Here is a 24,305-nt window from a genome sequence, read left to right on the forward strand (position 1 = left end):
CGAGCTGTGGCTAGCGCGACACGAGTGACGTTTGGTGCTTGTGAGAGGCAAATTACAGGTGTGTAATTGTGCTGGTCACCCTGCCCCGGCCGCGCCGGCCACCGATGAGCCTCGCGGGGGTCAGGGCCAGTGAGGAGCACGTCATCATGCCAAGCATCCCGCAGTCGCTGTTGTGGATCTCGCTCGTGGTGCTGTGGCTGTTTGTGCTGGTCCCGATGCTTATCAGCAAACGCGACGCGGTGCGTCGGACCAGCGATGTGGCGCTGGCGACGCGGGTGCTCAACGGCGCCGGATCCCGGCTGCTCAAGCGCGGCGGGCCCGCCGCCGGTCATCGCAGCGACCCGCACTGGAAGCCGGAGGAGGACGCGACCGACGACGAGCTGGCCCAGGACGACTACGAGGAGCGCGAGGAGGAAGCCGACACCGACGTGCATCCGGCGCGTCCGGTCGTGGTGAAGGTCGCGGACGTCGAGCACACCGAGCCCGACTACCTCGATGTCGACGTCGTCGAGGATTCCGGCGCGCTGCCGGCGGGCGCCGGCGCCGAGCTGGCCGAGCCCGGTGAGGCCGACGATGAGGCCGCCGTCGAGACCGAGCCCCAGACCGTCGCCGAACACACCGAGGCCGACGACGAAGACGCGGACCTAGAGGACCGGTACGAATATGTCGAGGACTCTTCGGGTTTGGAGCCCGAGGCGGACCGCGAGGAGGACGAGGATCCGCGGGCGTTCGTCGCACCGGGGGCCTCCCGGCGGCGCCGGTTCGACCCCAAGACCGCCGCCGCGGTCAGCGCCCGCAAGTACGCCTTCCGCAAGCGGGTGCTGATGGTGATGGCGGTCTTCCTGGTCGGCTCGGCCACGGCCGCCTTCGAGGTGTCGCCGACGGCCTGGTGGGTGTGCGGGACCGCGACCGCGGTGACCCTGCTGTACCTGGCCTACCTGCGCAGGCAGACCCGCATCGAGGAGCGGGTGCGCCGCCGCCGGATGCAGCGGATGGCTCGCGCGCGGCTTGGCGTGGAGAACGCCTACGACCGCGAGTACGACGTGGTGCCCTCGCGGCTGCGGCGCCCCGGCGCGGTGGTGCTGGAAATCGACGACGAGGACCCGATCTTCGAGCACCTCGACTACGCGATGCCGATGCGGAACTACGGGTGGCCCAGGGACCTGCCGCGCGCGGTCGGCGAGTAACGCCGGAGTTCGGCGGTTCGCGGCACGGCTGGTAGCCTGCTAGCGGTCAGGGGCTATGGCGCAGTTGGTAGCGCGACTCGTTCGCATCGAGTAGGTCAGGGGTTCGAATCCCCTTAGCTCCACCAGGTTTGAGCAGGTCAGGGCGCTCCTCGCCAATGATGCGTCCGCAGTCGCGTCCTCGCCGGGTCACATCATTGGGGGAAACGGCAGCAGCCAGATCACCGACGGATCGACGGAGCCCCGGTATTGCGGGCAATACGATGCCACCGAATCGCCGACGAAGAAGCCGGCTTGCCGCTTTGTCGAGATGTTCAGCTGCGGGTCCTTCATCACCTTCAATGCGATCAGGCTCGAGTCTTGGCCCTTGTCAAACAAAGCGCATACCGTGCGGCCGTGCGCAATTGTGGTGTCGCGGTCACCGATGTCGATCCCGTAATTCTGCAGCGCCGCAATGAACGCATCATCGGTCGGGTCTGCCGCTGCTGAGGCTGGGGGAAGCAGCGTGGCGGCGCCCAGCAGGAGAGCGCAGACTCTCGACCAGCTCCTTGGACCGACGTTCATAGAGTCGCGGCATCCTCTCCATAGCGCGCACACCAGCCGGCGATGCGATCACTTCGATGTTGACAGAACCGCCCGCGTCGCGGTCGCGCCCTCGTCGCTTTGTCCAACGGCCTCAGTCCCACCTGAACTCGTCGCCCCCCTTCTCCTCTCGCGATCGCCAACAAGCCGTGGCATCTCACTGTCGGCGCTGCGGTGCGAAGGGAGGTAGGGGCCAAAGTCCTCCGGGGGGCGCCGCCCCTTCGTCGCGTGGCCTCGCCCGGCGTCCGCGGTGGATGCCGGATAGTGGATCCCGGATGTGGGTACTGATCCAGGTGTCACCCACGAGGCCGAAATCTCGACCACACGCGTCGCCCCGCGGGTATCGGCGAGAAAGGACTCAATGGCGGAGCCTGACGCGACCGACGCGCTGCTACAAGAACTTCTGTGGACCTACGGGCCGTGCGGCCAGGAGGACGAGGTTCGCGCCGTGTGCGCGCGCGAGCTGCAACCCGTCGTCGACGACATGTGGACCGACGACGCGGGCAACCTCGTCGGCTACATCGCCGCGGGCGGCCCGCCCAAGAGCACGGACCACCGGCACCGAGCCACCGCCGGCCGGAGCGCCGCGACGCGGGTCATGGCCCACATGGACGAACTCTCCATGCTGGTCAAGCGCATCGAGCCCGACGGATCGCTGCACCTGACGCAGTTGGGGACGATGTACCCGGGGAACTTCGGGCTGGGTCCCGTCGCCGTGCTCGGCGAGCACGAGACGTTCACCGCGGTGCTGACGCTGGGCTCCGAGCACACCACCAAGGAGAGCCCGCGGATCTGGCAGACCAAACCGGACAAGGGCGACCAGGCGCTGGACTGGCACCACGTCTACGTCTTCACCGGCCGCACCGATGACGAACTCGCCGCCGCGGGCGTGCACCCCGGCACGCGGGTATGCGTCGAGCGGAGCAAAAGGACGCTGGTCGAGGTCGGCGACTACGTCGGGTGTTACTTCCTCGACGACCGAGCCGCCGTGACCGCGCTGCTGAAGGCGGCTCGCGTGCTGCGGGAGCGCGGACGACGGCCTGCCGATGACGTCTACGTCGTGTTCACCACCAACGAGGAGATCGGTGGCGTGGGCGGTTCCTACGCGAGCGCCAGCCTGCCCGGCACGCTCACCCTCGCCCTGGAGGTCGGGCCCACCGAGCGGGAGTACGGGACCACCGTCGGCGGCGGTCCCATCGTCGGCTACAGCGACGCCTTATGCGTCTACGACAAGGACGTCGCCGACCGCCTGATGGAGATCGCCGACGACCACGGGTTTGAGCCCCAGGCGGCGGTCCTGGGCGCGTTCATGTCGGACGCCTCCCATTCCAAGGCCAATGGGGTGACCCCCCGGGCGGGCCTGCTGTGCCTGCCCACGCTGAGCACCCACGGCTACGAGGTGATGCCGCGGCGCTCCATCGATGCCGTGGCCGAGATCGTCGTCGACTTCGTGGTGCAGCCCGACGAGACCCGCTCGGGCGCAACGCGTTAGCGCGCGTCTATCAGCCGGGCTTGGTGGCGACGATGAACTGCAACGCGCGCTGCGTCTGTTGCTCGACGTCGACCAGGCCGGCTGACGAGAACAGGTCCACGAAGGCGTGGCGGTCGAACATGGTGAGGCCGATCAGGTGGGCGCCGCCGGTCAGGACGTGGCGAAGCGGTGGCGGTCCGGCGGCGTAGCTGGTGAGGACGGCAATCCGGCCGCCCGGCGCGAGCACCCGCACCATCTCGTGGGCCACCAGGAACGGCTCGGGCATCAAATACAGGGCGCCGAAACAGCAGACGGCGTCGAATGTTTCGTCGGCGAACGGCAACGTCCGGGCATCGCCGCGGACATAACAGGTGCGCGCGCCGCCGTTGTCCAGCACGGCGCGGGTCAGCATCGGCTCGGAAATGTCGAAACCGACCGCAAGGCCACCGTCCGGCAGTTCAGATGCCAGCGGCCCGGTGAAATTGCCTGGCCCGCAAGCCACGTCGAGCAACCGCGACGCGGTGGCCAGCCGCAGGGCCGACGCCGCGCGGCGCCGCTCGGCGCGGGCGGTGACGCCGCTGGCCACGTAGAAGGACGTGGGCCGCCACAGCCGCTCGTACACGGTCGCGACGAAGGGGCTGTTCATCGCGCGCTGCGCAAACGTCGGGGCCGGAGAAGCCGTCGATTCGCCCAACACGTCGAGGAAACCGTTGCGCAGCACGGCGGTCGTCTCGAGGAGACCGCGGGTCAGCTCGATCGGATCCTGGGTCATGGGTTTGCTTTCGTGGAGTTTTCGCTGGGACGGCCGCGCCCCCAGGGTAGTGGCGGCCCTTGCCGCGTCCCGAACACACCCATAACGTGGGCAAGGTCCGAAGATGGCGACACCGATCGGCGGGGACATCGCAGTGGCCGAATTGACCGGCGCGCGGGCAGAGGAGCTCGCGACGATGGACGTCTTCGCGGGCTGTCCCACCGAGGACCTGGTGCCGCTGGCCGCCCGCCTGCAACCGCTGCGGGCCGCGGCCGGCCAGGTGCTGATGCAGCAGGGTGAGCAGGCCGTTTCGTTCTTGCTCATCTCGTCGGGCACCGCCGAAATTCAGCGCGTCGACAGCGACGGCATGGTCATCGGCGGACAGGTATCGCCCGGCACGATCGTGGGGGAGATCGCCCTGCTGCGCGACATCCCGCGCATCGCGACGGTCACCACCACCGAACCGCTGACCGGATGGATCGGCGACAACGACGCCTTCACCCGGATGCTGCACCTGCCCGGCGTGATGCCGCGGCTGCTGCGCACGGTGCGCCAGCGTATGGCCGCGTTCATCTCGCCGATCCCGATACGGGTCCGCGACGGAACCCAGCTGATGCTGCGGCCGGTGTTGCCGGGCGACGACGAGCGGACCGTTCGGGGCCACATCCAATTCTCCAGCGAGACGCTGTATCGGCGGTTCATGACGGCGCGGGTTCCGACCCCGGCGTTGCTGCACTACCTGTCCGAGGTCGACTACGTGGACCACTTCGTGTGGGTGGTCACCGACGGGGACGACCCGGTGGCCGACGCCCGCTTCGTTCGTGACGAGCGCGATCCGACCGTCGCCGAGATCGCGTTCACCGTCGCGGACGCCTATCAGGGCCGGGGAATCGGCAGCTTTCTGATCAGCGCGCTCTCGATCGCGGCCCGGGTGGACGGCGTCGAAAGATTCTCCGCGCGAATGCTTTCCGATAACCTACCGATGCGCACGATCATGGACCACTACGGCGCGATCTGGCAGCGCGAGGACGTCGGCGTCATCACCACCGTCATCGACGTGCCGCGCCGGTTGGCCTTCGGGCGCCACCTGGCCGACCAGATCAGACGCGTCGCCCGCCAGGTGATCGAAGCGGTTAGCTGAACGGGCATGCGGCCCTTCTGGATTGGTGTGCCGCTGGTCCTGCTGGCGGCGTGCGCGCAGTCACCCGCGCCCACGCCGTCGACGACCACCAGCACGACTGCCCACAGCGCCGCGGTCAACCCCGCCAACATCAAGCGGGTTGTGCGAGACCTACCGCCCAACTACGAAGTGACTACCGGCATCCCCAGTGGGGTTTCGCCCAGGGTGATCTGGAGCCTGGAGGCCGACGCGCGCGCCGTTCCGCCGCAGTGCGCCGCGCTGGCCGACCCCGGCAACGGACGCGACCAAACCGCGCAGGGCTTTTCCGCCTCGGGCGCCGGCGGGATCGTCAACGCGGTGGTGGTGGCCTTGCCCGGCCCGGTGGACCTCGACCGGGGTGTGGTGGGGGCGTGTGGTCGGTGGACGATGAGCGACGGGCACACTACGGCCACCGTCAACCGGGTCGACGCCCCGCACATAGAGGGCGCCGAAACCCTCGGCATGGTGGCCGACACCAAATCATCGGTCGAATCCGGAACCGAAATCGATTCGCGCGCATACGCCTTCACCGCATACCTGGGCAACTACTACGCCTTCACGACGCTGACGACCGACCCAGGTTCGGCCCTCCCGGCGCTGCCGCCCCAATTCGTCGCCGATCTGCTCGTCAAAACGGTGTCCACGTTGCGCAGCTGAGCGTCTGCTTTGGGTAGATTGGCCACGGTGTTCAAGCTGTTGCTCGCGACCGCATCCGTGTGCGCGCTCGCCGGCTGCTCATCGGGTGGCGATCCCGCTGTCAAGGCCGACATCGGCAAGGTCGCCGACGTGAAGTCGAGCTTCGGGCCCGAGTACAAGGTGACCGACATCTCCGAACGGGCGATCGACCCCAAGCTGCTCTCGGCCCGCAAGCTGCCCGAAGGCCTGACGTTCGACCCTGCGAACTGCGCGAAAGTGGCCGTGGGACCGGACATGCCGCCCGACCTGCAGGGCAACATGGCCGCCGTCTCCGCCGAGGGCAACGGAAACCGCTTCGTCGTCATCGCCATCGAGACCTCAAAAGCCCTGCCGTTCAACGACCCCGGAAAAGACTGCGCCAAGGTCGCATTCGCCGGGTCCGGCGTTCGGGGCGGCATCGAAGTGATCGACGCGCCACACATCGACGGCGTACGCACGACGGGCGTGCACCGTGTGCTGCAGGCCCTGGTGGCCGGGGGTGCGCGCACCGGCGAGCTGTACGACTATTCGGCTCAATTCGGCGAGTACCAGGTGATCGTCATCGCCAACCCACTGGTCATCCCCGACCAGCCCGTCGCCAAGATCGACACGCAGCGGGCGCGCGACCTGCTGGTCAAGGCCGTGGCCGCGGTCCGCAGCTAGGTCGATGGTGGCGACCCACGGCGCCCGGCAACGCCGCGCTGGTGATCGCCACTAGGTCGATGGTGGCGACCCACGGCGCCCGGCCAGGCCGCGCTTGTGATCGCCACTAACGCACGTCGCGGGGGCGGAACTGGATGCTGACCCGCGGGCCGGTCGGCGCCGACGTCTTGGGCACCGCGTGCTCCCAGGTGCGCTGGCACGACCCGCCCATCACCAGCAGATCGCCATGCGCCTGGGGCAGCCGCAGCGACGGGCCCCCGCCGCGGCGGCGCATCGCGAAGGTGCGCGTGGCGCCGAGGCTGACGATCGCCACCATGGTGTCCTGCGAGCTGCTGCGACCGATGGTGTCGCCGTGCCAGGCGACGCTGTCGGAGCCGTCACGGTAACAACACAATCCGACGGTGGTGAACGGCTCACCGAGCTCGCCGGCGTAGATGTCGTTCAGCCGCCTGCGCAGCCGCCCCACCATCGGGTGCGGCGGCTCCTCGACCGTCAGGTCGTGGAAGCTGACCAGCCGCGGCACATCGACCACCCGGTCGTACATGTGGCGGCGCTCGGCCCGCCACGGCACCGCCGACAGCAGCTCGACGAGCAGGCCATCGGCATCGGTCAGCCAGCCGGCGCGGATCTCGATGAACGCGCCGTCGCCGAGCTCCCTGCGCTCGGTGTGCTCGAACAGCGAGCCCTGTACCGCGATGCCCACGCCCCCCAGTTTATCGCACACCCGTTCGATCGAGAGCTGACCGGGTGGGCGACCGGCTACCGTTCCACCGTGGGTGTTGTCGAGCTGGGCACCAATTCCGAGGTGGGCGCGCTGCGGGTCGTCATCCTGCATCGCCCCGGTGGCGAGCTGCTGCGGCTCAACCCCCGCAACAACGACCAGCTGCTGTTCGACGGGCTGCCCTGGGTGGCGCGGGCCCAGGAGGAGCACGACCGGTTTGCCGAACTGCTGCGCTCCCGCGGCGTCGAGGTGCTGCTGTTGTCCGACCTGCTGACCGAGGCGCTCAACCACAGCGGGGCCGCCCGAATGCAGGGCGTCGCGGCCGCGGTGGACGCGCGCCGGCTCGGAGTTCCCTTGGCGCAAGGGCTTTCGGCCTATCTGCGGGGCCTGGAACCGGTCCGGTTGGCCAACGTGTTGATGGCCGGCATGACGTTCAACGAGCTGCCGCCGGACATCCGCTCCGACGTCTCGCTGGTCCTCCGGATGCACCACGGGGCGGATTTCGTCATCGAGCCGCTGCCGAACCTGGTGTTCACCCGCGACTCGGCGATCTGGATCGGGCCGCGCGTGGTGATCCCCACCCTCGCCCTGCCGGCCCGCGTGCGCGAGGCCTCGTTGAGCGACCTGATCTATGCCCATCACCCGCGGTTCACCGGGGTGCGGCGCGCCTACGAGTCGCGCACCGCGCCCGTCGAGGGTGGCGACGTGCTGTTGCTCGCACCCGGTGTGGTCGCCGTCGGGGTCGGTGAACGGACCACCCCCGCCGGCGCGGAAGCGTTGGCGCGCAGCCTGTTTGACGACAACCTCGCGCACACGGTGCTGGCGGTGCCGATCGCGCAGCGGCGCGCCCAGATGCACCTGGACACGGTGTGCACGATGGTCGACACCGACACCGTGCTGATGTATGCCAACATCGTCGACTCACTGGCGGCGTTCATGATCCAGCCGGCGCCCGGCGGCATCACGATCAGCGACGAGGCGCCGTTCTTGGAGGCCGCCGCCAAGGCGATGGGGATCGACAAGCTGCGGGTGATCGACACCGGGCTGGACCCCCTCGTCGCCGAACGCGAGCAGTGGGACGACGGCAACAACACGCTGGCGCTGGCGCCCGGCGTGGTGGTCGCCTACGAGCGCAACGCGCAGACCAACGCCCGCCTGCAGGACGCCGGCATCGAGGTACTGACTATCGCCGGCTCCGAACTGGGCACCGGCCGCGGCGGCCCCCGCTGCATGTCCTGCCCCGTCGCGCGCGACCCGGTGTGAGTACTCCGCGAAAGTGCAATACCGACGCGTTTCCCGAGTACCGCTGTCGCCAGCCGCACTTTCGCGGTGCGCAAGACAAGCTAGCGCCAGCTGGGCAGCCAGATCTCCATGTTCCAGGTCTGCTGGGAGATGGGCAGGCCGGTGAGCACCGGGAACAGCCAGGCGAAGTTGGTGACCACCAAGGCCACGTAGCACGACACCGCGATCAGCCCCAGCGTGCGCCGCTCGGAGGTTTGACGGCGCGCGTAGAGGATGTCCCCGCAGATCAGCGCGATGCCCATGGCCAGAAACGGCGCCATCGTGGAGGCGTAGAAGAAGTACATCTGCCGGTCGATGTCGGCGAACCAGGGCAGCCACCCCGCGCAGTAGCCCGTCAACACGGCCGCGTAGCGCCAGTCGCGGCGAATCAGCGTGCGCCACAGCGCATAGACCAGCACCGGCACGGCCAGCCACCACATGGCGGGGGTGCCGACGAGCATCTCCGCCTTGACGCATGACTGCGGGCCGCAGCCGGGCACGTTCTGCTGGTCGATGGCGTACAGCACCGGCCGCAACGACATCGGCCAGCTCCAGGGTTTGGATTCCCACGGGTGGTAGTTGCCGGCGGAGTTCGTCAGGCCCGCGTGAAACTGGAAGGCCTTGGCCGTGTAATGCCACAGCGAGCGAAGCGCGTCGGGCATCGGGACCACGGAGTGCGGTCCGATCGACTGGCCCACCTCGTGGCGGTCGATCGCGGTCTCGGAGGCGAACCACGGCGCGTAGCTGGCCAGGTAGACCCCGAACGGGATGAGCGCCAACGCGTAGGCCGTGGGGATCAGGTCGCGCCGGAGCACGCCCAGCCACGGCCTGGTGACCTGGTACTGGCGCCGCGCGGCCACGTCGAACGCCAGCGACATCGCCCCGAAGAACAGCACGAAGTACAAACCGGACCACTTTGTCCCGCAAGCCAATCCGAGCAGGATGCCCGCCGAGAACCGCCACCAGCGCACGCCCAGCCGGGGTCCCCAGAGGGTCTGGGCGCTGCGGCCCTCCATCAGCGCGACGTGCAGGCGTTCGCGCACCTGGTCGCGGTCGACGACGAGCGCGCCGAACGCCGCGACCACGAAGAACGTGAGGATGCCGTCGAGCAACGCCGTGCGGGCGGTGACGAAGCTGACGCCGTCGCAGATCACCAGCACGCCGGCGATCGCGCCGACCAGCGTCGAGCGGCTGATCCGCCGGACGATCCGCATGACCAGCACCGCCATGACCACGCCGAGCAGGGCACCGGTGAACCGCCAGCCCACCCCGCTGTAGCCGAAAAACGCCTCGCCGATGGCGATGAGTTGCTTGCCGACGGGCGGGTGCACCACCAGCCCGAACCCGGGGTTGTCCTCCACCCCATGGTTGTGCAGCACCTGCCAGGCCTGCGGCGCGTAGTGCTTCTCGTCGAAGACGGGCGTGCCGGCGTCGGTCGGGGAGCCCAGGTTGAGGAACCGGGTCACCGCGGCCAGCACCGCGATCACGCCGGTCACGACCCAGCCGCGGATGTGGTCGGTGGGCCCGAAGTCCGCGACCGGGGCCAGCGGCCCCGGGCTGACGACGGGCACGACGCGCTCGTCGCGGTCTCCCAAGACGACGGGGCTTTCGCGGGGCGGGGCGGACATCGGTGTCGATCGTAGGCTGTCCGTCATGACCTCCGGCCGCCTATTGCTGGGCGCGACCCCCCTGGGCCAGCCGTCGGATGCCTCGCCGCGCCTGGTCGACGCGCTGGCCCGCGCCGATGTGGTGGCCGCCGAGGACACCCGGCGGCTGCGCGTCCTGGCCAAGGCGCTCGGCGTCGCGATCACCGGCCGGCTGGTCAGCTTGTACGACCGGGTCGAGGCCGCCCGGGTGCCCGGCCTCGTCGACGCGATGAACGCCGGCGCGACGGTGCTGGTGGTCAGCGACGCCGGAATGCCGCTGATCAACGACCCCGGCTACCGGCTGGTCGCGGCGTGCGTGGAGGCGGGGATTCCGGTGACCTGCCTGCCAGGGCCGTCGGCGGTGACGACCGCGCTCGCCGTGTCGGGGCTGCCGTCGGAGCGGTTCTGCTTCGAGGGTTTCCCCCCGCGCAAGAAGTCGGCGCGCCGAACGTGGTTCGCCTCGCTGGCCGACGAGCGGCGCACCTGTGTGTTCTTCGAATCCCCGCGCCGGTTGGCCGCGTGCCTGCGCGACGCGGTGGAGGAGCTCGGCGGGGCGCGCCGGGCGGTGGTGTGCCGGGAGCTGACCAAGGTGCACGAGGAGGTGGTGCGCGGGACGCTCGACGAGTTGGCGGCGTGGGCGGACGACGGGGTGCTCGGCGAGATCACCGTCGTGTTGGCCGGCGCGACCCCGCGCGCCGACCTAAAATCCCTGGTGGCCGAGGTGCAGACCCTGGTTGCCGCAGGGGTGCGCGTCAAGGACGCGTGCAGCGAGGTGGCCGCCGGTCATCCGGACGTGCGCACGCGCCAGCTGTACGACGCGGTCCTGCAATTACGCCGCGACTGAATTGCTGATCAGGTCAGGGCGTGCAGGCCTTGAGGACACCGATTCCCGGCGTGCACACGTGCGGATGCGGCGGGATGGCCGGTACGGGCAGCGGGGGAGGAGCCGGCAGGGGCGGCAGCGCGGGTGCAGCCGGTAGCGCGGGCAGGGCCGGCAGCGCGGGTGGCGCCGCCGGAAGGGCCGGCAGGGCCCCGGGAAGCGGGGGCAGCGCCGGCAGCGCGGGCGCCCCCGGCAGCGCGGGCGCCGCCGGAAGCGCCGGGAGACCCGCGGCGACCGCGGGAAGGCCCGCCGGGACCGACGCCAATACGGCCGGGATGGCCGCGGCCGCGCCGGGTACGGCCGCCGCCGTGGCGGGCAGGCCAAGGCCGGGAAGGGCCGGGAGACCTACGCTGGGGACGCCCAGGGTGAAGTTGGCGGGCAGCAGGCCGGCGTTCTTGAGATAGACCAGCGCGATCGCGGCGGTGCTGAAGGCGCCGACAGCGCCGGTGCCGATGCCCACGACGCTGCCGCCCACGCCCACGACGCCCTGGACGACGGACAGCGCGACGGCCGCGCTGTTCGGTATGGCCGCGGCGGCCGGCAGCCCGGCCAGGGCGGGCAGCACGAGGTTGGGGTCCGGAAGCCCGGCCAGGTCACCCATCCCGGGCGCGCCCACATCGGGCACGCCGGCCCCCGGGAGGCCCGCGCCCGGGATGCATCGGGCACGCCGGCCCCCGGGAGGCCCGCGCCCGGCGCCCCGCCGCCGCCGATTCCCGCTGAGCTGACGCCAGGTACCGCGGCGGCCGCGGGGCCGCCGGGGGCGGGCGGTGCGCCGGGGCCCGTCACGTTGGCCGCCTGCTGGAACGGCGTGGGCGGGCCCGCCTCCGCGGGTTCGGCGCCCGGCCCCGACGGCTTCGGCGTCTCGGGCATGAGGACCGACGCCACTTTCTGGCATCCGGCGCCGCCCGTGGTGCAGGGCCCGGCGGCCGGCAGCGGCGTGCTGACCGAGGTCAGAGGCGTAACCGCGAGCGTCCCACCCATCAGGGCGGACGCTACGGCGCCCAGGACGGCGATTCTCATGACGGCCCCCTAAAGCTGTCGACTCGCGATCGGCGCGATCAATCCCTGAAGCTTAGGACGACCCGGCTCGCGGCGTGGGGCATTATCCGAAATTCATGGTCGGGGCGCTGAGGTTTCACCCAACCGATCTCTTTAGCCCACCGATGCCGCCGTCGCGACCGACGGCAGCCCGACGATCGGGGCGGCCTTGTGCAGGCACTCCTCCCATTCGGCGTCGGGGTTGGAGTCGGCGGTGATCCCGCCGCCGACGCCCAGCACGGCGCCGCCCCGGGCGTCGAACTCGACGGTTCGGATCGCGACGTTCAGCTCGCAGCCGGCGACCGGTGAGGCGAGACCAATTGTGCCGCAGTAAATTCCGCGACGATTGTGCTCCCACTTCGAAATCAGTTGTCGCGCACGGTGTTTCGGTGTTCCGGTGACGGATGCGGGGGGAAAGACGGCGTCCAGCAGCGCCGACGTCGGGAGTTCCACGGGAACCCGCGCCGACACCGTGGAAACCAGGTGCCACACGCCGGGCGCGCGCCGCACCACCAGCAGCTCGGGCACGGTGACCGTGCCGACGATCGCGACCCGGCCCAGGTCGTTGCGGACCAGGTCCACGATCATGATGTTTTCGGCGACCTCCTTGGCCGAGGCCCGCAGCGCCGACGGCCACGCATTCAGCGGCAGGGTGCCCTTGATGGGGCTCGACGCCACGACCGCTCCGTTCCGCCGCAGAAAAAGCTCCGGAGACAGCGATGCCACGGCCCCCCAGGGCCCCGCGACGTAGGCCGCCCGGGCCGGGGACGTCCGCGCGACCCCGTCGATGAAGAAGTCCAGCGGGGCGCCGGTGACCGAGCCGCTGAATTGCGTGCACACGCAGGCCTGATACACCTCGCCGGCGCGGATGGCCTCCAGGCAGGACAGGACCCCGCCGCGGTGCGTCGCCCGGTCGGCGGCACCCCAGTCGATCCGGCAATCGCGCGCCGGGGCCGGCCGGGCCGCCAGCGCGGCGCTCAGCCATGCCGGCATAGGGGCACCAGAGATGCTTTCGTACCACCACTGCCCGTCGCGGTCGCGGCGTAAAACGCAGTCGGTCCAGCCGCCCGCGGCCTCGGGGATCCGGTTGCCCCGCCCGTCGGCGCCGGGATCGGGGTAGGACAGGTAGCCGAACCAGCCGCCGCCGACTGCCTGCGACTCCGGCGCCGTCGTGGACTGCGGGACCGCGAACGCGTCGCCGGCGTCCACCGGCCGCGCGGCCAGGCTGGGTGCGATCACGGCCAGCGCCCCGAACCACTCGCCGGTCAGCGCGGCCGGTGGCGGCAAGCCGAGCCGGCCGGTGGCGACGCCGACGGCGCGCAGCACCCGGGGCGCGGCGCCCAGGTCGCCAAGCCGGTCGATTCGCACTGACCTAGCTTGACAGAGCGGCACGCCCGTCGCTTAGCCGCGGCTGATGTCGCGGGCGCTGGCCAAAGCCGCCAGCTTCTGCGGGTTGCGCATCACGTAGAAGTTGCTGATCTTCCCGTCGGAAATCTCCAGCGTGATCACCCCTTCGAGCTGGTCGCCGAGGTAGAGCAACACCGCCGGAGCGCTGTTGCAGGTCACCATGTCTACGCGCGCCCCGGCCATTGCGGCCGCCCGGCGCATCAGTCCGGCGATGGCCCGGGCCACCCGTTCGGCGCCGACCACCGGCCTGCGGGCGGCGCTGACGAGGCCGCCGCTGTCGGCCGTCCAGGTGGCGTCGGGTGCGAGCATCGACATCAGCGCTTCCACGTCACCGCTGGCCGCCGACGACAGGAACTGGGCGGTGATCTCGGCGTTGCGTTCGGGGTCGGCCGCGTCGAACCGTTTCCTTCGCGCACGCACGTGTTCGCGGGCGCGGTGCGCCACCTGACGCACGGTCGGCGCCGCTTTGCCGACCGCCTCGGCGATCTCGCCGTAATCGAAGCCGAACACCTCGCGCAGCACGAACACCGCCCGCTCGTCGGGGCTCAGGGTTTCCAGCAAGACCAGCATCGCCATCGAAACCGATTCCGCCAGAACGACATCGGCGGAGGGATCCTGGTCATCGAGCAGCAGCGGCTCGGGCAGCCACGGCCCCACGTACTCCTCGCGTCGGCGCGCGTCGGCGCGCAGCGCGTTGAGCGCCTGCCGGGTGACCAGCTGGGCCAGGTAGGACTTGGTGTCGCGCACGGCGGACAAGTCCACGGCAGCCCACCGCAGGTAGCTGTCCTGCAGCACGTCGTCCGCCTCGGTTGCCGAACCGAGGATCTCGTAGGCGATCGTGAACAGCAACGGCCGCAGCAGCGTGAACCGGTCGGCGTGCTCGGACCCGGCCGTCATGGCAACGCGAGCCGCTCGTCGGCCGGCGACGGAGCGAGCCGCCGACCCCCCTTGAACCAGAAGTACGAGCCCGGCTTGGCGGCCTCCCGGCGGATGGCCCAGAGCGTGCCCTTGCACACCGCTTCCTTCACCGAGGCCGCGAACCGGCCGCCGAGGTACAGCTCCACCGGGGTGTCGTCTTTGCGGGCAAGCTGAACGGTCGCGTGCGAGCGCCCCAGGCTGATGCACTGGCCCGTGAACGCCTGGTTCAGCGGCGCCGGTGTTTCTCCGGCGATGCGGCTGAGCACGGTGTTGGCGGCCTGGGCGCCGAGCGGCCCGGCGGCCTGGCAGCTCATCCGCAGCGGTTGGCCCGACGGCGCGGCCGCGTCCCCGGCGGCGACGATGCGGCCGTCGTCGATGCTGGTCAGCGTCTCGTCGGTGAGCAGCCTGCCCGCCGCGTCGGTGCTCAGCCCGCTGCGCGCGGCCAGGTCCGGCACGGTGAACCCCGCGGTCCACACCGTCGCGGCGCTGGGCAGCACGGCGCCGTTGCTCAGCACCACCGCGTCCCAGCGCACCTCGGCGGCGGAAACGGATTCGAGGACGTTGACCTCGAGGCCGCGCAGTTGCTTGGCCACCGAACGCCGGCCCCGCCCGCTCAGCGACGGACCGAGCACGCCGCCGCACACCAGGGTCACCGGGCGTCCCAGTTCGGCCAGCTCGGACGCCGTCTCGATCCCGGTCAGCCCGCCGCCGACGACGGTGATCGGTGCGGCCAGCGGCAGGTCGGCCAACGCGTAGCGCAGGCGCTGCGCGCTTTCCAGGTCGGCGACCGAGTGGGCGTACTCCGCCACCCCGGGCACCGCGGACGAGCCGGTCGGCAGCGCGCCGGTGCTGCCGACGGCGTAGATCAGGTAGTCGTAGTCCAGCTCGGCGCCCGAGCCCAGCACCACCCGCCGGTCGGCGGGCACGATGCGGTCGACGGCGTCGACGATCAGGCCGATGCCCTCGCCCAGCAGGCTCTCGTAGTCGGCGATCGCGGCGCTGGAGTCGGCGACCAACTGGTGCAGGCGGATGCGCTCCACGAAGACCGGGCGCGGGTTGATCAGGGTGATCGCGACGTCGGCGCGTTGGCGCAGGTGGTTGGCGGCCACGGTTCCGGCGTATCCGCCGCCGACGACGACGACGTGGGTGCTGGGGAAGGTCGGCTCGGTCATGTCGGTCTCCTACTCTCACGGGACTGTTGCCCTTGAGACACCGGAGCCCGGCCGCGCGTGACAGTCGCGGCGCGACTGTGAGCTGTTTCACTCGCCCTTCGGGACGAAGACGAAGTTGTTGACGTAGATGCCCTGGGCCGCCCAGCCGTCCTCCCTGCCACCGATATTCGCCGGGTCCTGGTGGGTGGCCGCATCGAACTCTTCGACGGGCCGCCGGCCGTCGCCGCCGTCAAAGTAGCCCTGGTAGCCGAGTCCGGTCAGCAACTCGGTGATCGCGGCGACGGCGCCCCGGTGATGGCGCTCTTCGGCTTCGACCAGGACCGCCGGCCGGTTGCGGGCGATCGTGTCCGCGGCGCCGCGCAGTACCGCCAGTTCGTGGCCCTCGACGTCGATCTTGATCATTCCGACGTCGTCGAGGCCCAGATCGTCGAGTCGCTTGACCGGCACGTCGATCGTGCAGACCGCGCCCCCGTCCGCGTCACCGAGGGCGTTGCCCGTGTCGATGGTGCTGCGGCCCGGGTCGGATTCGACCACGCGCATGGTGGTCACGCCGGGCTGGTCCGACAGCGCCACGGCTTCCACCCGGACCGCGGCGCCGACCGCGTCGAACATCGCTGCCAGCTCGCGGGCCTGAGCCGGTCGCGGCTCGAACGCGATCACCGAGCGCGACGAGGGCAGCATCGCGATGGTGAATTCGCCGACGTCGGCCCCGATGTCCAGCGAGACGCGGGCGGGATCGCACAGGGACGCGACCAGCTGCACGTCCGGCCGGGATTCGCCCAGCCGTCGCAGGATCCGGAATTTGCGCCGCCAGAACAGGCCTGGAGCCAAGGTCTTTGCCGCCGGCGCGAGCCGACGTTTCGCGGAGCGTGCGACGGACATTCGCGGGTTTCCCATCCTCGTTGGGGGCCAGCTTGACCGGGGCTGAGCCGGGCCGCACATGATACGCTTCGCAGCAATTCGTGACCTGCCCCGGGCCGAATACTGCCACCGCGAAAAACCCCCTTGATTGGGCCCCTGAACAGGCCAAGCCCAGCTGGGACACGTGCCCGATCGGAGGAGTCCTTGCCGCGCAGCCTGGATCTCGTCGTCACCTCCGTCGCCACGCAGCTGATGGAGGCCACCGGATCCACGGCGACCCAGGTGAGTCAAAAGGTGCTCGCCCAGCTCGTCGAGCAGTTCGACCTGGACGCCAGCTTCCTGCGCCACCACGACCACGACATTCGGGCCTCGGTGTTGGTGGCGGAGTGGCCGCCGCGCACCGACATTCCGGACCCGGACCCGATGGCCGTCGTCCACTTCACCAGCGCGGACCCGGTGCTCGCGCAGTGCGAGCACGGCAGGAAGCCGGTGGTGATCCGCCCGGAGCCGAACAACCGGGCATTCGGCCGCCGGTCGGGCGGGCCCAAGCAACCGGCGTCGCCCTCGGTGGCCGCCGCACCGCTGGTCTCGGGCGACACCACCACCGGGGTGCTCGGCTTCGTCAAGAACGGCGCCCGCAAGTGGAAGCAAGAGGAGATCAACACGCTGGAAGCGGTCGCCGCGCTGTTCGCGCAGCTGCAGGCCCGCATCGCGGCGGAGGAAAAGCTGCGCTACCTCGCCGAGCACGACGATCTGACCGGCCTGTACAACCGACGGGCGCTGGTCGCGCACCTGACCGAACGGCTCGCGCCGGGAAGCCCGGGGCCCGTCGCGGTGCTGTACCTCGACCTGGACCGGCTCAAGCCGATCAACGACTACCTCGGCCACACCGCGGGCGACTGGTTCATCCGTGTTTTCGCGCAACGCATTCGGGTGTGCGCGGGCAGCCAGGCGATGATCGCCCGGCTGGGTGGGGACGAGTTCGTCGTCATCCCGGACCAGGCGATGTCGACCGGGACCGCGGAGTCGTTCGCGCGCCGCCTGGGGACCATGCTGCGCGAGCGCCTGGCGATCGGCGGGCACATGATCACCCGCACCGTGAGCATCGGGCTGGCGGTGGGCATGCCGGGGCGCGACAACAGCACCGACCTGTTGCGCCGGGCCGATGAGGCCGTGCTGACGGCCAAGCGGGGGGGCGGCAACCAGGTTGCGCTGTCCACCGACGACATGTCGCTGAAAAGCGCCTTCCGCAACGACATCGAACTGCATCTGCAGGGCGACATCGACAGCGAAGCGCTGCTGCTGCATTACCTGCCCGAGGTCGACCTGTGGACCGGTGCCATCGTGGCCGCCGAGGCGCTGGTCCGCTGGCGGCACCCGATTTGGGGCCTGCTGCTGCCGGATTCGTTCATCGGGGTGGCCGAATCGACCAACCTGGCGGGCGAGCTGGGCCGGTGGGTGATGCGCAGCGCGTGCGCCGAATTCAGCCGGTGGCGGGCCAACGGCGTGGGGCAGAGCGCCGTCCTGCGCATCAACGTTTCGCCCATCCAGCTGATCACCCGCGGCTTCGTGCGCAGCGTCGCCGACACCATCGAGGAGTTCGGCATCGACGGCGGATCGGTCTGCCTGGAGATCACCGAGCGGGCCGTGGTGCATGACATCGAAACCACCCGCAAGACCCTGCACGAGCTCAAGGAGGTCGGGGTCCAGATCGCCATCGACGACTTCGGCACCGGCTATGCCGTTCTGTCGCACCTGAAGTCGCTTCCGGTCGACATGCTCAAGATCGACACCGGGTTCGTGCGCGACCTGGGCACCAACGCCGGCGATCTGGCCATCGTCCGGGCGATCATCGGGTTGGCCGAGGCGTTCGGGCTGCAACTGGTCGCCGAGGGAGTCGAGACACCCGCCGCCGCACTGACTTTGATGCAACACGGCTGCCACCGTGCGCAGGGCTTCCTGCTGTCCCGGCCGGTGCCGGGCAACGCGATGGAGGCGTTGCTGGCCGCGCGCTGGATGCCGATGCCGTTCCTCGCCGACCGCGAGGCGCTGTCGTTAGGCGCGATCTAGCACACATGTTTCGCCAGTCGAATAAAAAGGGTAAAAGGGCCCTTGCCGCGGTCATCGCGTGCACGGCGCTGCTATTGAACGGGTGCGGCGGCCACCCCAATCCGGGCCCGTTGTCCGCGATGGTCTTTCCGGCCATCCCGCCCACCGTTCAGGAGATCGCCAACCCGCTGCGCGGCCAGTACGAGGACTTGTTGATTCCGCTGTTCCCGCAAGGCAATCCGGCGCAGCAGCGGTACCCGGCATGGCCGGCGTCCTACGACGCCAGCATGCGCATCTCGTGGCGGCAGTTGCAACCCACCGACCCGCGCACCCTGCCGCCCGACGCCCCCGACGACCGCAAGTTCGACTTCAGCGCGATCGACGACGCCCTGACGAAGCTGCAGAACCGCAACATGCGGCTGACGCTGCGCGTGTACGCCTACAACTCGTGCTGCAACGACTCCTATCCCGACAACACCAACATCGCGATCCCCGACTGGATGCGGTCGGCGTCCACCCCCTATCCCGCGCCGGCCAACAGCCCGACGCCGGGCGTGACCCAGGTGGTCCCCAGTTGGAACGACCCCAATTACCTGAACGCGTTCGGGCAGCTGCTCGCCGCGCTCGGCCGCCGCTACGACGGGGACGAGCGACTCAGCGTGTTCGAGTTCTCCGGGTACGGGGATTTCAGCGAGAACCACATCGCGTACCTGCGCGACGTGTTGGGCGCGCCCGGTCCCGCGCCCGACGAGAGCAAGGCGATGCTGGGCTATTACAGCCAGTTTCGCGATCAGAGCATCACCACCGATTCGATCCGGCAGCTGGTCGCGGCCAACGTCAACGCCTTCCCGCACACGCAATTGGTGGTCACACCGCAGAATCCCGAGATCGTGCGCGAGCTATTGGCCGACGACGTGACCAAAAAACTCTCGGCCCCGGTGGGCGTCCGATCGGATTGCCTCGGCGTGCAGGCGCCGTTGCCGGCGTGGGCCGAATCCAGCGACTCGCAATACGTGCGCAGCAACGACGCCGTCGTCAACGCGATCAAGCAACGGATGGCGTCCGCCCCGGTGATCACCGAATGGTGCCAGCTGCCCGACGGAACCGACCCCCGGTCCTACTACGAGAAGGGCCTGCACGACGTCGTCCGCTACCACGTGTCGATGACGTCGAGCGTCAACTTCGCGGACCGCGAATCCAGGTCGGCGATGGACCCCGGCCTGTTTTTGCTGTGGGCCCAGGCCAATACCTCGGCGGGCTACCGGTATTCGGTCGAGGGGCGCCCGGGTTCCCAGTCGCTGCAGGGCAAGGCGGCGACCATCTCGGTCGCCTGGACCAACTACGGCTCGGCGGTGACCACCGAGCAGTGGGCGCCCGGGTACAAGCTGGTGGACTTCTCGGGAGCGGTGGTTCGCAGCCTGCCGGCCACGGTCAACCTCAAGACGTTGGTGAGCGACGACAGCAGCTCCTCACGCGAGGAGGCGGTCCCGGCGTCGACGACGGAGACCGTGCGCATCGACCTCAACGGCCTGGCGCCCGGCCACTACACGCTGCGCGCGTCGGTGGACTGGCAGCAGCACAAGCCGGGCGCATCGCACGTGGTGAACTACGCGCCGATGGCGTTGGCGCGCGATGGTCGCGACGCCGCGGGCCTGTATCCGATTGCTACGCTGGACATTCCGCGAGACTCGACGATATCAGCGAACCGGCAGTGACCTCAGCGACGGCTCGCGCCGCGGCACCGACGCGCCCGCCAGGCCGGTCCATGACCGGGCCAGCGCGTCGTACCAGCGCTGCAGCCCGAAGTCGCCCGCTCGGTCGCGCGCGGCGGTGCCCAGCCGCTCCCGCAGCCGCTCGTCGGTGACGAGTGCGGTCAGCGCGCCGGCGATCTGATCCGGCGCACCCGGTTGCACGACGGCACCGGTGACCCCGTCGCTCACCGCCTCACCGATGCTGCCGACCGTCGTGGTCACCGGCGCCAAGCCGTACGCCATGGCCTCCAGCAACGCCATCGGCAGCCCCTCGTCTCGGCTGGGCAGCAGGAAAACGTGTGCGGCGCAGAGCAGTTCGTCGCGAGCCGCCGCATCCAGCCAGCCGACCACCCGGATCGTGTCGCCGAGACCGGCCGCCGCCACGGCGGCGCGCACCCCGTCGACCTCGCCGTCGCCGGCCAGGGTCACCCGCAGCCGGCGGCGAACCGTCTCGTCGAGCGCCCCCACGGCCGAGACGATGTCGTAGCTGCCCTTGCGCGTTCCCATCCGGCCCAGTGCCACCGCATGCACCCGGTCGACACCCGATTGCGCCACGGCGGTGTCCGGGATCCGGACGGCGTTGTGCAACACGCTGATCCGGCCCTCGGGCAATCCCAGCCGGACCGCATACTCCTCGATGTGGCGCTCGCCCAGCACCAGCCAGTGATCGGCGACGAGCATGCGGCGCACCGCGGCCCGCACCGGCGCGAATAGCCGGTCGAACCAGCCACCGAAGTCGTAGCTGTGTCCGTGGACCACGGCCGGCACGCCGGCCAGCCGGGCCGCGGCCAGCGGCACCGCCTTGCGCAGCACGCTGCCGCCCTGCGCGAGGTTCGCGTGCAGCACGTCGGCGCGCCCGCGCAGCAACAGCCAACTGGCGCAAAGCATTCCGCGGATGCCCACCAGCAGCTTGACCGACCGCGACCGGTCCACGTAGGTGGGCACCACGACGACGGTGATCCGCTCGTCCGGATGCGCGGCCATCAGGGCGGCCACGGTTGCCATGCCGCCGCGGCTGTCCGCCGCCGCGGGTGCCGGCCCGATCACCAACACCCGCACCGGGTTTCGTCCCCCGCTCACCGTGCGGCCCCCGCGAGCAGCGGCTCGGCGCCGGTCTCCGGGGCGTTCGACCGGCGTCGTAGCCGCGCGAACGCCAGGGCCGCTCCCAGCGCCATGCCGAGCGTCATGGCGTTGGCCGGGTCTTCGGGCAGCGGGTCGACGATGCACATCACCAGCAGACCGGCGGAGACCGCCGCGGCGGCCTTCGCCGGCGCCGACGCGCTGCGCAGCGCGGCGACCAGCGGCGTGAGCGCGAACGCGGCGAACGCGGCCATGCCGACTGCGCCCGATTTGGCCAGCCACCACAGGTAGAAGTTGTGAGAGTAGGTGGTGCCCAGCGTGTTGGTGAACTCGTCCGGGTCGTTGCCGAACGGCTCCTGATACGCGTAGCCCAGCCCGTGGCCGAACACCGGCGCCCCGGCGATGGCCCGGTTGAGCTTGGCGTCCTCGGCCAGCCTCGCCAGCGTCGAGGAGTCCACCGCGAGCGCGTTGCTCGAGACGCCGCCGAGCACCCGGTGGCTGAATCCGGTGATCTGATCGCTGAGCCACTCGCCGGCCATCGAATGCTGCAGCAGGAACAGCGCGCCCGGCACCGCCACCGCCAAGATGCCCGCCCCGGCGATGGCCAGCCTGGCCGCCCGCCGCAGGGACGACCACCCCAGCGTGGCGGCAAACGCCACCACCGCGGCGACCCCGAGGGCGATCAGGGTGTTCCGCGAGAAGGCCAGCACCGAGATGATCAGCGCGGGCAGGCCCAGCGCGAGGTACCAGACGGGTTTGAGGCGCATGACGATCTGCGCCGCCACCAGGGCGGCGAGCACCGCGATCGCCGGCGTCAGGGTGGAGGTGATGACGCGGTTGGCCGTGTCGCCGGTGTCGGTTTGCAGGCTTTCCAGCCGGCCCGCCAGCCGCAGGCCGCCCGAGGAGCTGAGGATGGCCATGCCCGCCGAGAACCACAGGGTGAGCACCATCGCGTGGGTCGACAGTTTGACGTAGCCGCCGTACACGATGACGAGCGCCAGCACGAGACCGCCGACCATCTCGAGCAGAAAGGTGGCCTCGCGCACGATGATTGGCGCGGAATGACCGGTCGCGAACCCGACCGCGGCGAAGTACGCCACGGTCAACGCGAACATCCCCGGCAACGCGTACTCGGAGAAGCGCAGCCGCACGGCCGGCAGCACGAAGCAGATGGCCAGCACCAACGCCACGTGATAGGCGTTGACCGAGACGGGGCCGATCACCTTGGCGACGTGCAGGCCCTGGGGCAGCGCCGCGAACGCCAGGAACAGCGCGACCCCGATCATCGTCGCCGGCCGCGTCCAGTAGATCACCAGGCAGAACGACAGGCCGATCAACATCACCCCTTGGGTGGTGTTGCGCACGGACAGCACGCCGAAGATGAAGCAGCCCAACGCGAATACCGCCAGGACGACTCCAGACATCGCCAGGCGGTGCCGGTTCCGCAGGTACAGGATCACGCCGGTCGGCCTACCTTGGTCCGGTAGGTGCGGGCCGCGGCCCTGGCGTGCCTGGGTATCCGCGCATCGGTCAGCACGGTGCCGACGACCTCGGCACCGGCGGCGCGCAGCGCGGTGAGCGCGTCGCTGAGTTCATCCTCGGTGGTGCGCCCCGCGCGGACCACCAGCACCGTGGCTTGCACCGCCCCGGCCAGCAGTCCGGCGTCGGCCGTCGCCAGGACCGGTGGGCCGTCGACCACCGTTCGGTCGAAGCTGGCCGACACGTCGGCCAGCACCTTGTCGAGGACCTCCGGTAGGTAGGCGCTGCTGGGCAGCGTGTCCCGGCGAGCGGCGCGGGCCGCCAGGATGAAAAGCCCCGGAATCGGCGTCGGCTTAACGGCTTCCGTCGCGATGTCGGGGTCGGACAACGCATTGCCCAGCCCCTCCCCGGAGTCGACCTTCAGCAGGCCGGCGATCACCGGTCGGCGCGTGTCGCCCTCGACGAGCAGGGCGTCTTCGCCCGATTCGGCGAACGCCCTCGCCAGGTTCATCGCCGTGGTCGTGGTCCCCTCCCCGCCGAACGGCGCCGTCAGCAGCACCCGGCGCGCGCCCGGTTCCATCGCGCGGAGCAGGCGCGCCCGCAGGCCGCGCACCGCGTCGTCGAACGAGATGTCGGTGCCGAATCGCGGTGCGTTGCCTCGCCTTCCGGGCAGCTCGGCCAGGGTCGGCAGATTGGAGAGCCGTTCCAGCTTCGCGCGGTCGCGCACGGTGCGATCGGCGGCCTCGCGCGTCAACGCCACCCCGGTCCCCAACAGCAGGCCGGCCGCAAGCCCCATGGCCATGTTGCGCACCGGAACCGGCTTGATCGGACTATCCGGCACGCCCGGCTGCTCGATCACCGTCGCCCTGGCTATCGGGGTATTCGGGGCAACCTGGGGAGGCAGCGCCTGCGGCGTGGCCGCCTGCGTCGGGGTCGCGGACGGGTCCACCGTCGGGGTGGTATCGCCCCCGGGCGGCGTCGCGGGCGGGCCGTCGGCGTCCGGCGCCACGGGCGCCTGGGTCGGACCCTGTGTCGGGGGGACCTGCGGCGGTGGTGCCTGCGGCGGTGAGCTGTTCACCAGCGCCACCGGGTCTTTCGGATTCACCCCCAACGTGCCGACGATCCCGGTGAAGGTGTCGGCCATCGCCTTCGCCAGTGCCGCGGCGCGATCCGGATCGGTATCCGTGACCGAGATGGTGAAGAGCGTCGACTTGGGCGTGTACTCCACGTGCGTCTCGCTGGCCAGCGCGTCCGCGCCGATGGGCAGGTGGAACTGCTTGACCGCGCGCTCGGCCACGGCGTGCCCGCCGGCAATCGCCGCGTAGGACGACAGCCGCTCCTGGGCGGCCTGCGTTCCCGAATACACCTGGGCCAGGTCGGTCTCGCCGGAAAACGAGATGAGGACGGTGGCCGACGATTGGTAGCTCTTGGTCTGCAGCGCGGTGACGGCGGCGGCCCCCGCGAGGCAGGCCAGCAGCGCGCCCAGGAACAGCTTCCAATGGGCCGTCAGCGTCCGGACGAACGTGCGAAAATCCAT

Annotated in this window: 21 protein-coding genes and 1 tRNA gene; 10 read left to right on the plus strand and 12 right to left on the minus strand. The window is 70.4% G+C overall.

From position 1 onward, the window contains the following. The first annotated feature begins 146 nt into the window (after positions 1–146). Entirely contained in the window at positions 147–1,187 is a 1,041-nt protein-coding gene (sepX, locus tag MTAB308_RS22335) for a divisome protein SepX/GlpR (RefSeq protein WP_108637463.1), read from the plus strand. A 49-nt stretch (positions 1,188–1,236) separates the two neighbouring features. Beyond that, positions 1,237–1,312, plus strand: a tRNA-Ala gene (locus tag MTAB308_RS22340). 61 nt (positions 1,313–1,373) lie between these two features. On the opposite strand, the gene MTAB308_RS22345 is transcribed toward MTAB308_RS22340, so the two are convergent. Continuing rightward, complete coding sequence (locus tag MTAB308_RS22345) at positions 1,374–1,748, minus strand: DUF732 domain-containing protein (RefSeq protein ID WP_077102246.1); 375 nt, start codon at positions 1,746–1,748, stop codon at positions 1,374–1,376. A gap of 379 nt (positions 1,749–2,127) precedes the next feature. Here MTAB308_RS22345 and MTAB308_RS22350 point away from each other — a divergent pair, with 379 nt between their 5' ends. After that, positions 2,128–3,258, plus strand: a complete 1,131-nt coding sequence (locus MTAB308_RS22350; RefSeq protein ID WP_077102247.1) for a M42 family metallopeptidase — start codon at positions 2,128–2,130, stop codon at positions 3,256–3,258. Between the two features lie 10 nt (positions 3,259–3,268). Here MTAB308_RS22350 and MTAB308_RS22355 read toward each other — a convergent pair whose 3' ends face one another. Then, positions 3,269–4,009 (minus strand): class I SAM-dependent methyltransferase, encoded by a 741-nt coding sequence (locus tag MTAB308_RS22355; protein WP_077102249.1) that lies wholly within the window; start codon positions 4,007–4,009, stop codon positions 3,269–3,271. Between the two features lie 103 nt (positions 4,010–4,112). Here MTAB308_RS22355 and MTAB308_RS22360 point away from each other — a divergent pair, with 103 nt between their 5' ends. The 3 genes from MTAB308_RS22360 to MTAB308_RS22370 are packed head-to-tail and all read left to right on the plus strand — an operon-like array spanning position 4,113 to position 6,485. Beyond that, positions 4,113–5,129 (plus strand): GNAT family N-acetyltransferase, encoded by a 1,017-nt coding sequence (locus MTAB308_RS22360; RefSeq protein WP_108637381.1) that lies wholly within the window; start codon positions 4,113–4,115, stop codon positions 5,127–5,129. A gap of 6 nt (positions 5,130–5,135) precedes the next feature. Beyond that, the gene (locus MTAB308_RS22365; protein WP_077102251.1) at positions 5,136–5,804 is read left to right on the plus strand and encodes a DUF5642 family protein; all 669 of its coding nucleotides are present in this window, start codon (positions 5,136–5,138) and stop codon (positions 5,802–5,804) included. Between the two features lie 27 nt (positions 5,805–5,831). After that, positions 5,832–6,485, plus strand: a complete 654-nt coding sequence (locus tag MTAB308_RS22370; protein ID WP_077102253.1) for a DUF5642 family protein — start codon at positions 5,832–5,834, stop codon at positions 6,483–6,485. A 106-nt stretch (positions 6,486–6,591) separates the two neighbouring features. Here MTAB308_RS22370 and MTAB308_RS22375 read toward each other — a convergent pair whose 3' ends face one another. Beyond that, complete coding sequence (locus MTAB308_RS22375; protein ID WP_216823690.1) at positions 6,592–7,188, minus strand: alpha-ketoglutarate-dependent dioxygenase AlkB; 597 nt, start codon at positions 7,186–7,188, stop codon at positions 6,592–6,594. A 69-nt stretch (positions 7,189–7,257) separates the two neighbouring features. On the opposite strand from MTAB308_RS22375, the gene arcA reads away from it, so the two are divergent. Next, on the plus strand, positions 7,258–8,469 hold the full coding sequence (gene arcA, locus MTAB308_RS22380; RefSeq protein ID WP_077102257.1) for an arginine deiminase: 1,212 nt from the start codon (positions 7,258–7,260) through the stop codon (positions 8,467–8,469). A gap of 80 nt (positions 8,470–8,549) precedes the next feature. Here arcA and MTAB308_RS22385 read toward each other — a convergent pair whose 3' ends face one another. Then, positions 8,550–10,115: a dolichyl-phosphate-mannose--protein mannosyltransferase gene (locus tag MTAB308_RS22385; protein ID WP_077102259.1), complete on the minus strand. Its 1,566-nt coding sequence runs from the start codon at positions 10,113–10,115 to the stop codon at positions 8,550–8,552. A gap of 25 nt (positions 10,116–10,140) precedes the next feature. Here MTAB308_RS22385 and rsmI point away from each other — a divergent pair, with 25 nt between their 5' ends. Continuing rightward, positions 10,141–10,977: a 16S rRNA (cytidine(1402)-2'-O)-methyltransferase gene (gene rsmI / locus MTAB308_RS22390; protein WP_077102261.1), complete on the plus strand. Its 837-nt coding sequence runs from the start codon at positions 10,141–10,143 to the stop codon at positions 10,975–10,977. 13 nt (positions 10,978–10,990) lie between these two features. On the opposite strand, the gene MTAB308_RS29955 is transcribed toward rsmI, so the two are convergent. From MTAB308_RS29955 to MTAB308_RS22415, 5 genes are all read right to left on the minus strand, one after another. Then, positions 10,991–11,638, minus strand: coding sequence for a hypothetical protein (locus tag MTAB308_RS29955; protein ID WP_245831472.1), 648 nt, complete (start codon positions 11,636–11,638; stop codon positions 10,991–10,993). Between the two features lie 527 nt (positions 11,639–12,165). After that, positions 12,166–13,419, minus strand: a complete 1,254-nt coding sequence (locus MTAB308_RS22400; protein WP_077102266.1) for an aminodeoxychorismate synthase component I — start codon at positions 13,417–13,419, stop codon at positions 12,166–12,168. A gap of 33 nt (positions 13,420–13,452) precedes the next feature. Further along, positions 13,453–14,355: an RNA polymerase sigma-70 factor gene (locus MTAB308_RS22405; protein ID WP_077102269.1), complete on the minus strand. Its 903-nt coding sequence runs from the start codon at positions 14,353–14,355 to the stop codon at positions 13,453–13,455. Beyond that, positions 14,352–15,548, minus strand: a complete 1,197-nt coding sequence (locus MTAB308_RS22410; protein WP_077102271.1) for an NAD(P)/FAD-dependent oxidoreductase — start codon at positions 15,546–15,548, stop codon at positions 14,352–14,354. Before MTAB308_RS22410 ends, MTAB308_RS22405 begins: the two co-directional genes overlap by 4 nt. Before the next feature lie 87 nt (positions 15,549–15,635). Further along, a complete protein-coding gene (locus MTAB308_RS22415; protein WP_077102273.1) occupies positions 15,636–16,430 on the minus strand; it encodes an FkbM family methyltransferase in 795 nt (264 codons plus the stop codon). Between the two features lie 183 nt (positions 16,431–16,613). Between MTAB308_RS22415 and MTAB308_RS22420 the strand changes: the two genes are divergently transcribed. Next, positions 16,614–18,479 (plus strand): putative bifunctional diguanylate cyclase/phosphodiesterase, encoded by a 1,866-nt coding sequence (locus tag MTAB308_RS22420; protein WP_077102275.1) that lies wholly within the window; start codon positions 16,614–16,616, stop codon positions 18,477–18,479. A gap of 5 nt (positions 18,480–18,484) precedes the next feature. Continuing rightward, positions 18,485–20,173 carry a hypothetical protein gene (locus MTAB308_RS22425; protein ID WP_077102277.1) on the plus strand — a complete coding sequence of 563 codons (1,689 nt, stop codon included), beginning with the start codon at positions 18,485–18,487 and terminating at the stop codon, positions 20,171–20,173. On the opposite strand, the gene MTAB308_RS22430 is transcribed toward MTAB308_RS22425, so the two are convergent. The 3 genes from MTAB308_RS22430 to MTAB308_RS22440 are packed head-to-tail and all read right to left on the minus strand — an operon-like array spanning position 20,156 to position 24,305. Then, a complete protein-coding gene (locus MTAB308_RS22430) occupies positions 20,156–21,289 on the minus strand; it encodes a glycosyltransferase family 4 protein (RefSeq protein ID WP_077102279.1) in 1,134 nt (377 codons plus the stop codon). The two genes, MTAB308_RS22425 and MTAB308_RS22430, sit on opposite strands and share 18 nt — an antisense overlap. Then, on the minus strand, positions 21,286–22,713 hold the full coding sequence (locus MTAB308_RS22435; RefSeq protein WP_425436353.1) for an O-antigen ligase family protein: 1,428 nt from the start codon (positions 22,711–22,713) through the stop codon (positions 21,286–21,288). The genes MTAB308_RS22430 and MTAB308_RS22435 overlap by 4 nt, the downstream gene beginning before the upstream one ends. Before the next feature lie 32 nt (positions 22,714–22,745). Beyond that, positions 22,746–24,305: a tyrosine-protein kinase domain-containing protein gene (locus tag MTAB308_RS22440; RefSeq protein WP_077102283.1), complete on the minus strand. Its 1,560-nt coding sequence runs from the start codon at positions 24,303–24,305 to the stop codon at positions 22,746–22,748.

The sequence above is a fragment of the Mycobacterium terramassiliense genome, assembly GCF_900157385.1.
GTDB lineage: Bacteria > Actinomycetota > Actinomycetes > Mycobacteriales > Mycobacteriaceae > Mycobacterium > Mycobacterium terramassiliense.

Coding starts and splice junctions, on each gene's coding strand:
- sepX (WP_108637463.1), top strand. CDS start 147: ATGCCAAGCATCCCGCAGTCGCTGTTGTGGATCTCGCTCGTGGTGCTG.
- MTAB308_RS22345 (WP_077102246.1), bottom strand. CDS start 1,748: ATGAACGTCGGTCCAAGGAGCTGGTCGAGAGTCTGCGCTCTCCTGCTG.
- MTAB308_RS22350 (WP_077102247.1), top strand. CDS start 2,128: ATGGCGGAGCCTGACGCGACCGACGCGCTGCTACAAGAACTTCTGTGG.
- MTAB308_RS22355 (WP_077102249.1), bottom strand. CDS start 4,009: ATGACCCAGGATCCGATCGAGCTGACCCGCGGTCTCCTCGAGACGACC.
- MTAB308_RS22360 (WP_108637381.1), top strand. CDS start 4,113: ATGGCGACACCGATCGGCGGGGACATCGCAGTGGCCGAATTGACCGGC.
- MTAB308_RS22365 (WP_077102251.1), top strand. CDS start 5,136: ATGCGGCCCTTCTGGATTGGTGTGCCGCTGGTCCTGCTGGCGGCGTGC.
- MTAB308_RS22385 (WP_077102259.1), bottom strand. CDS start 10,115: ATGTCCGCCCCGCCCCGCGAAAGCCCCGTCGTCTTGGGAGACCGCGAC.
- rsmI (WP_077102261.1), top strand. CDS start 10,141: ATGACCTCCGGCCGCCTATTGCTGGGCGCGACCCCCCTGGGCCAGCCG.
- MTAB308_RS22405 (WP_077102269.1), bottom strand. CDS start 14,355: ATGACGGCCGGGTCCGAGCACGCCGACCGGTTCACGCTGCTGCGGCCG.
- MTAB308_RS22410 (WP_077102271.1), bottom strand. CDS start 15,548: ATGACCGAGCCGACCTTCCCCAGCACCCACGTCGTCGTCGTCGGCGGC.
- MTAB308_RS22415 (WP_077102273.1), bottom strand. CDS start 16,430: ATGTCCGTCGCACGCTCCGCGAAACGTCGGCTCGCGCCGGCGGCAAAG.
- MTAB308_RS22425 (WP_077102277.1), top strand. CDS start 18,485: ATGTTTCGCCAGTCGAATAAAAAGGGTAAAAGGGCCCTTGCCGCGGTC.
- MTAB308_RS22435 (WP_425436353.1), bottom strand. CDS start 22,713: ATGTCTGGAGTCGTCCTGGCGGTATTCGCGTTGGGCTGCTTCATCTTC.
- MTAB308_RS22440 (WP_077102283.1), bottom strand. CDS start 24,305: ATGGATTTTCGCACGTTCGTCCGGACGCTGACGGCCCATTGGAAGCTG.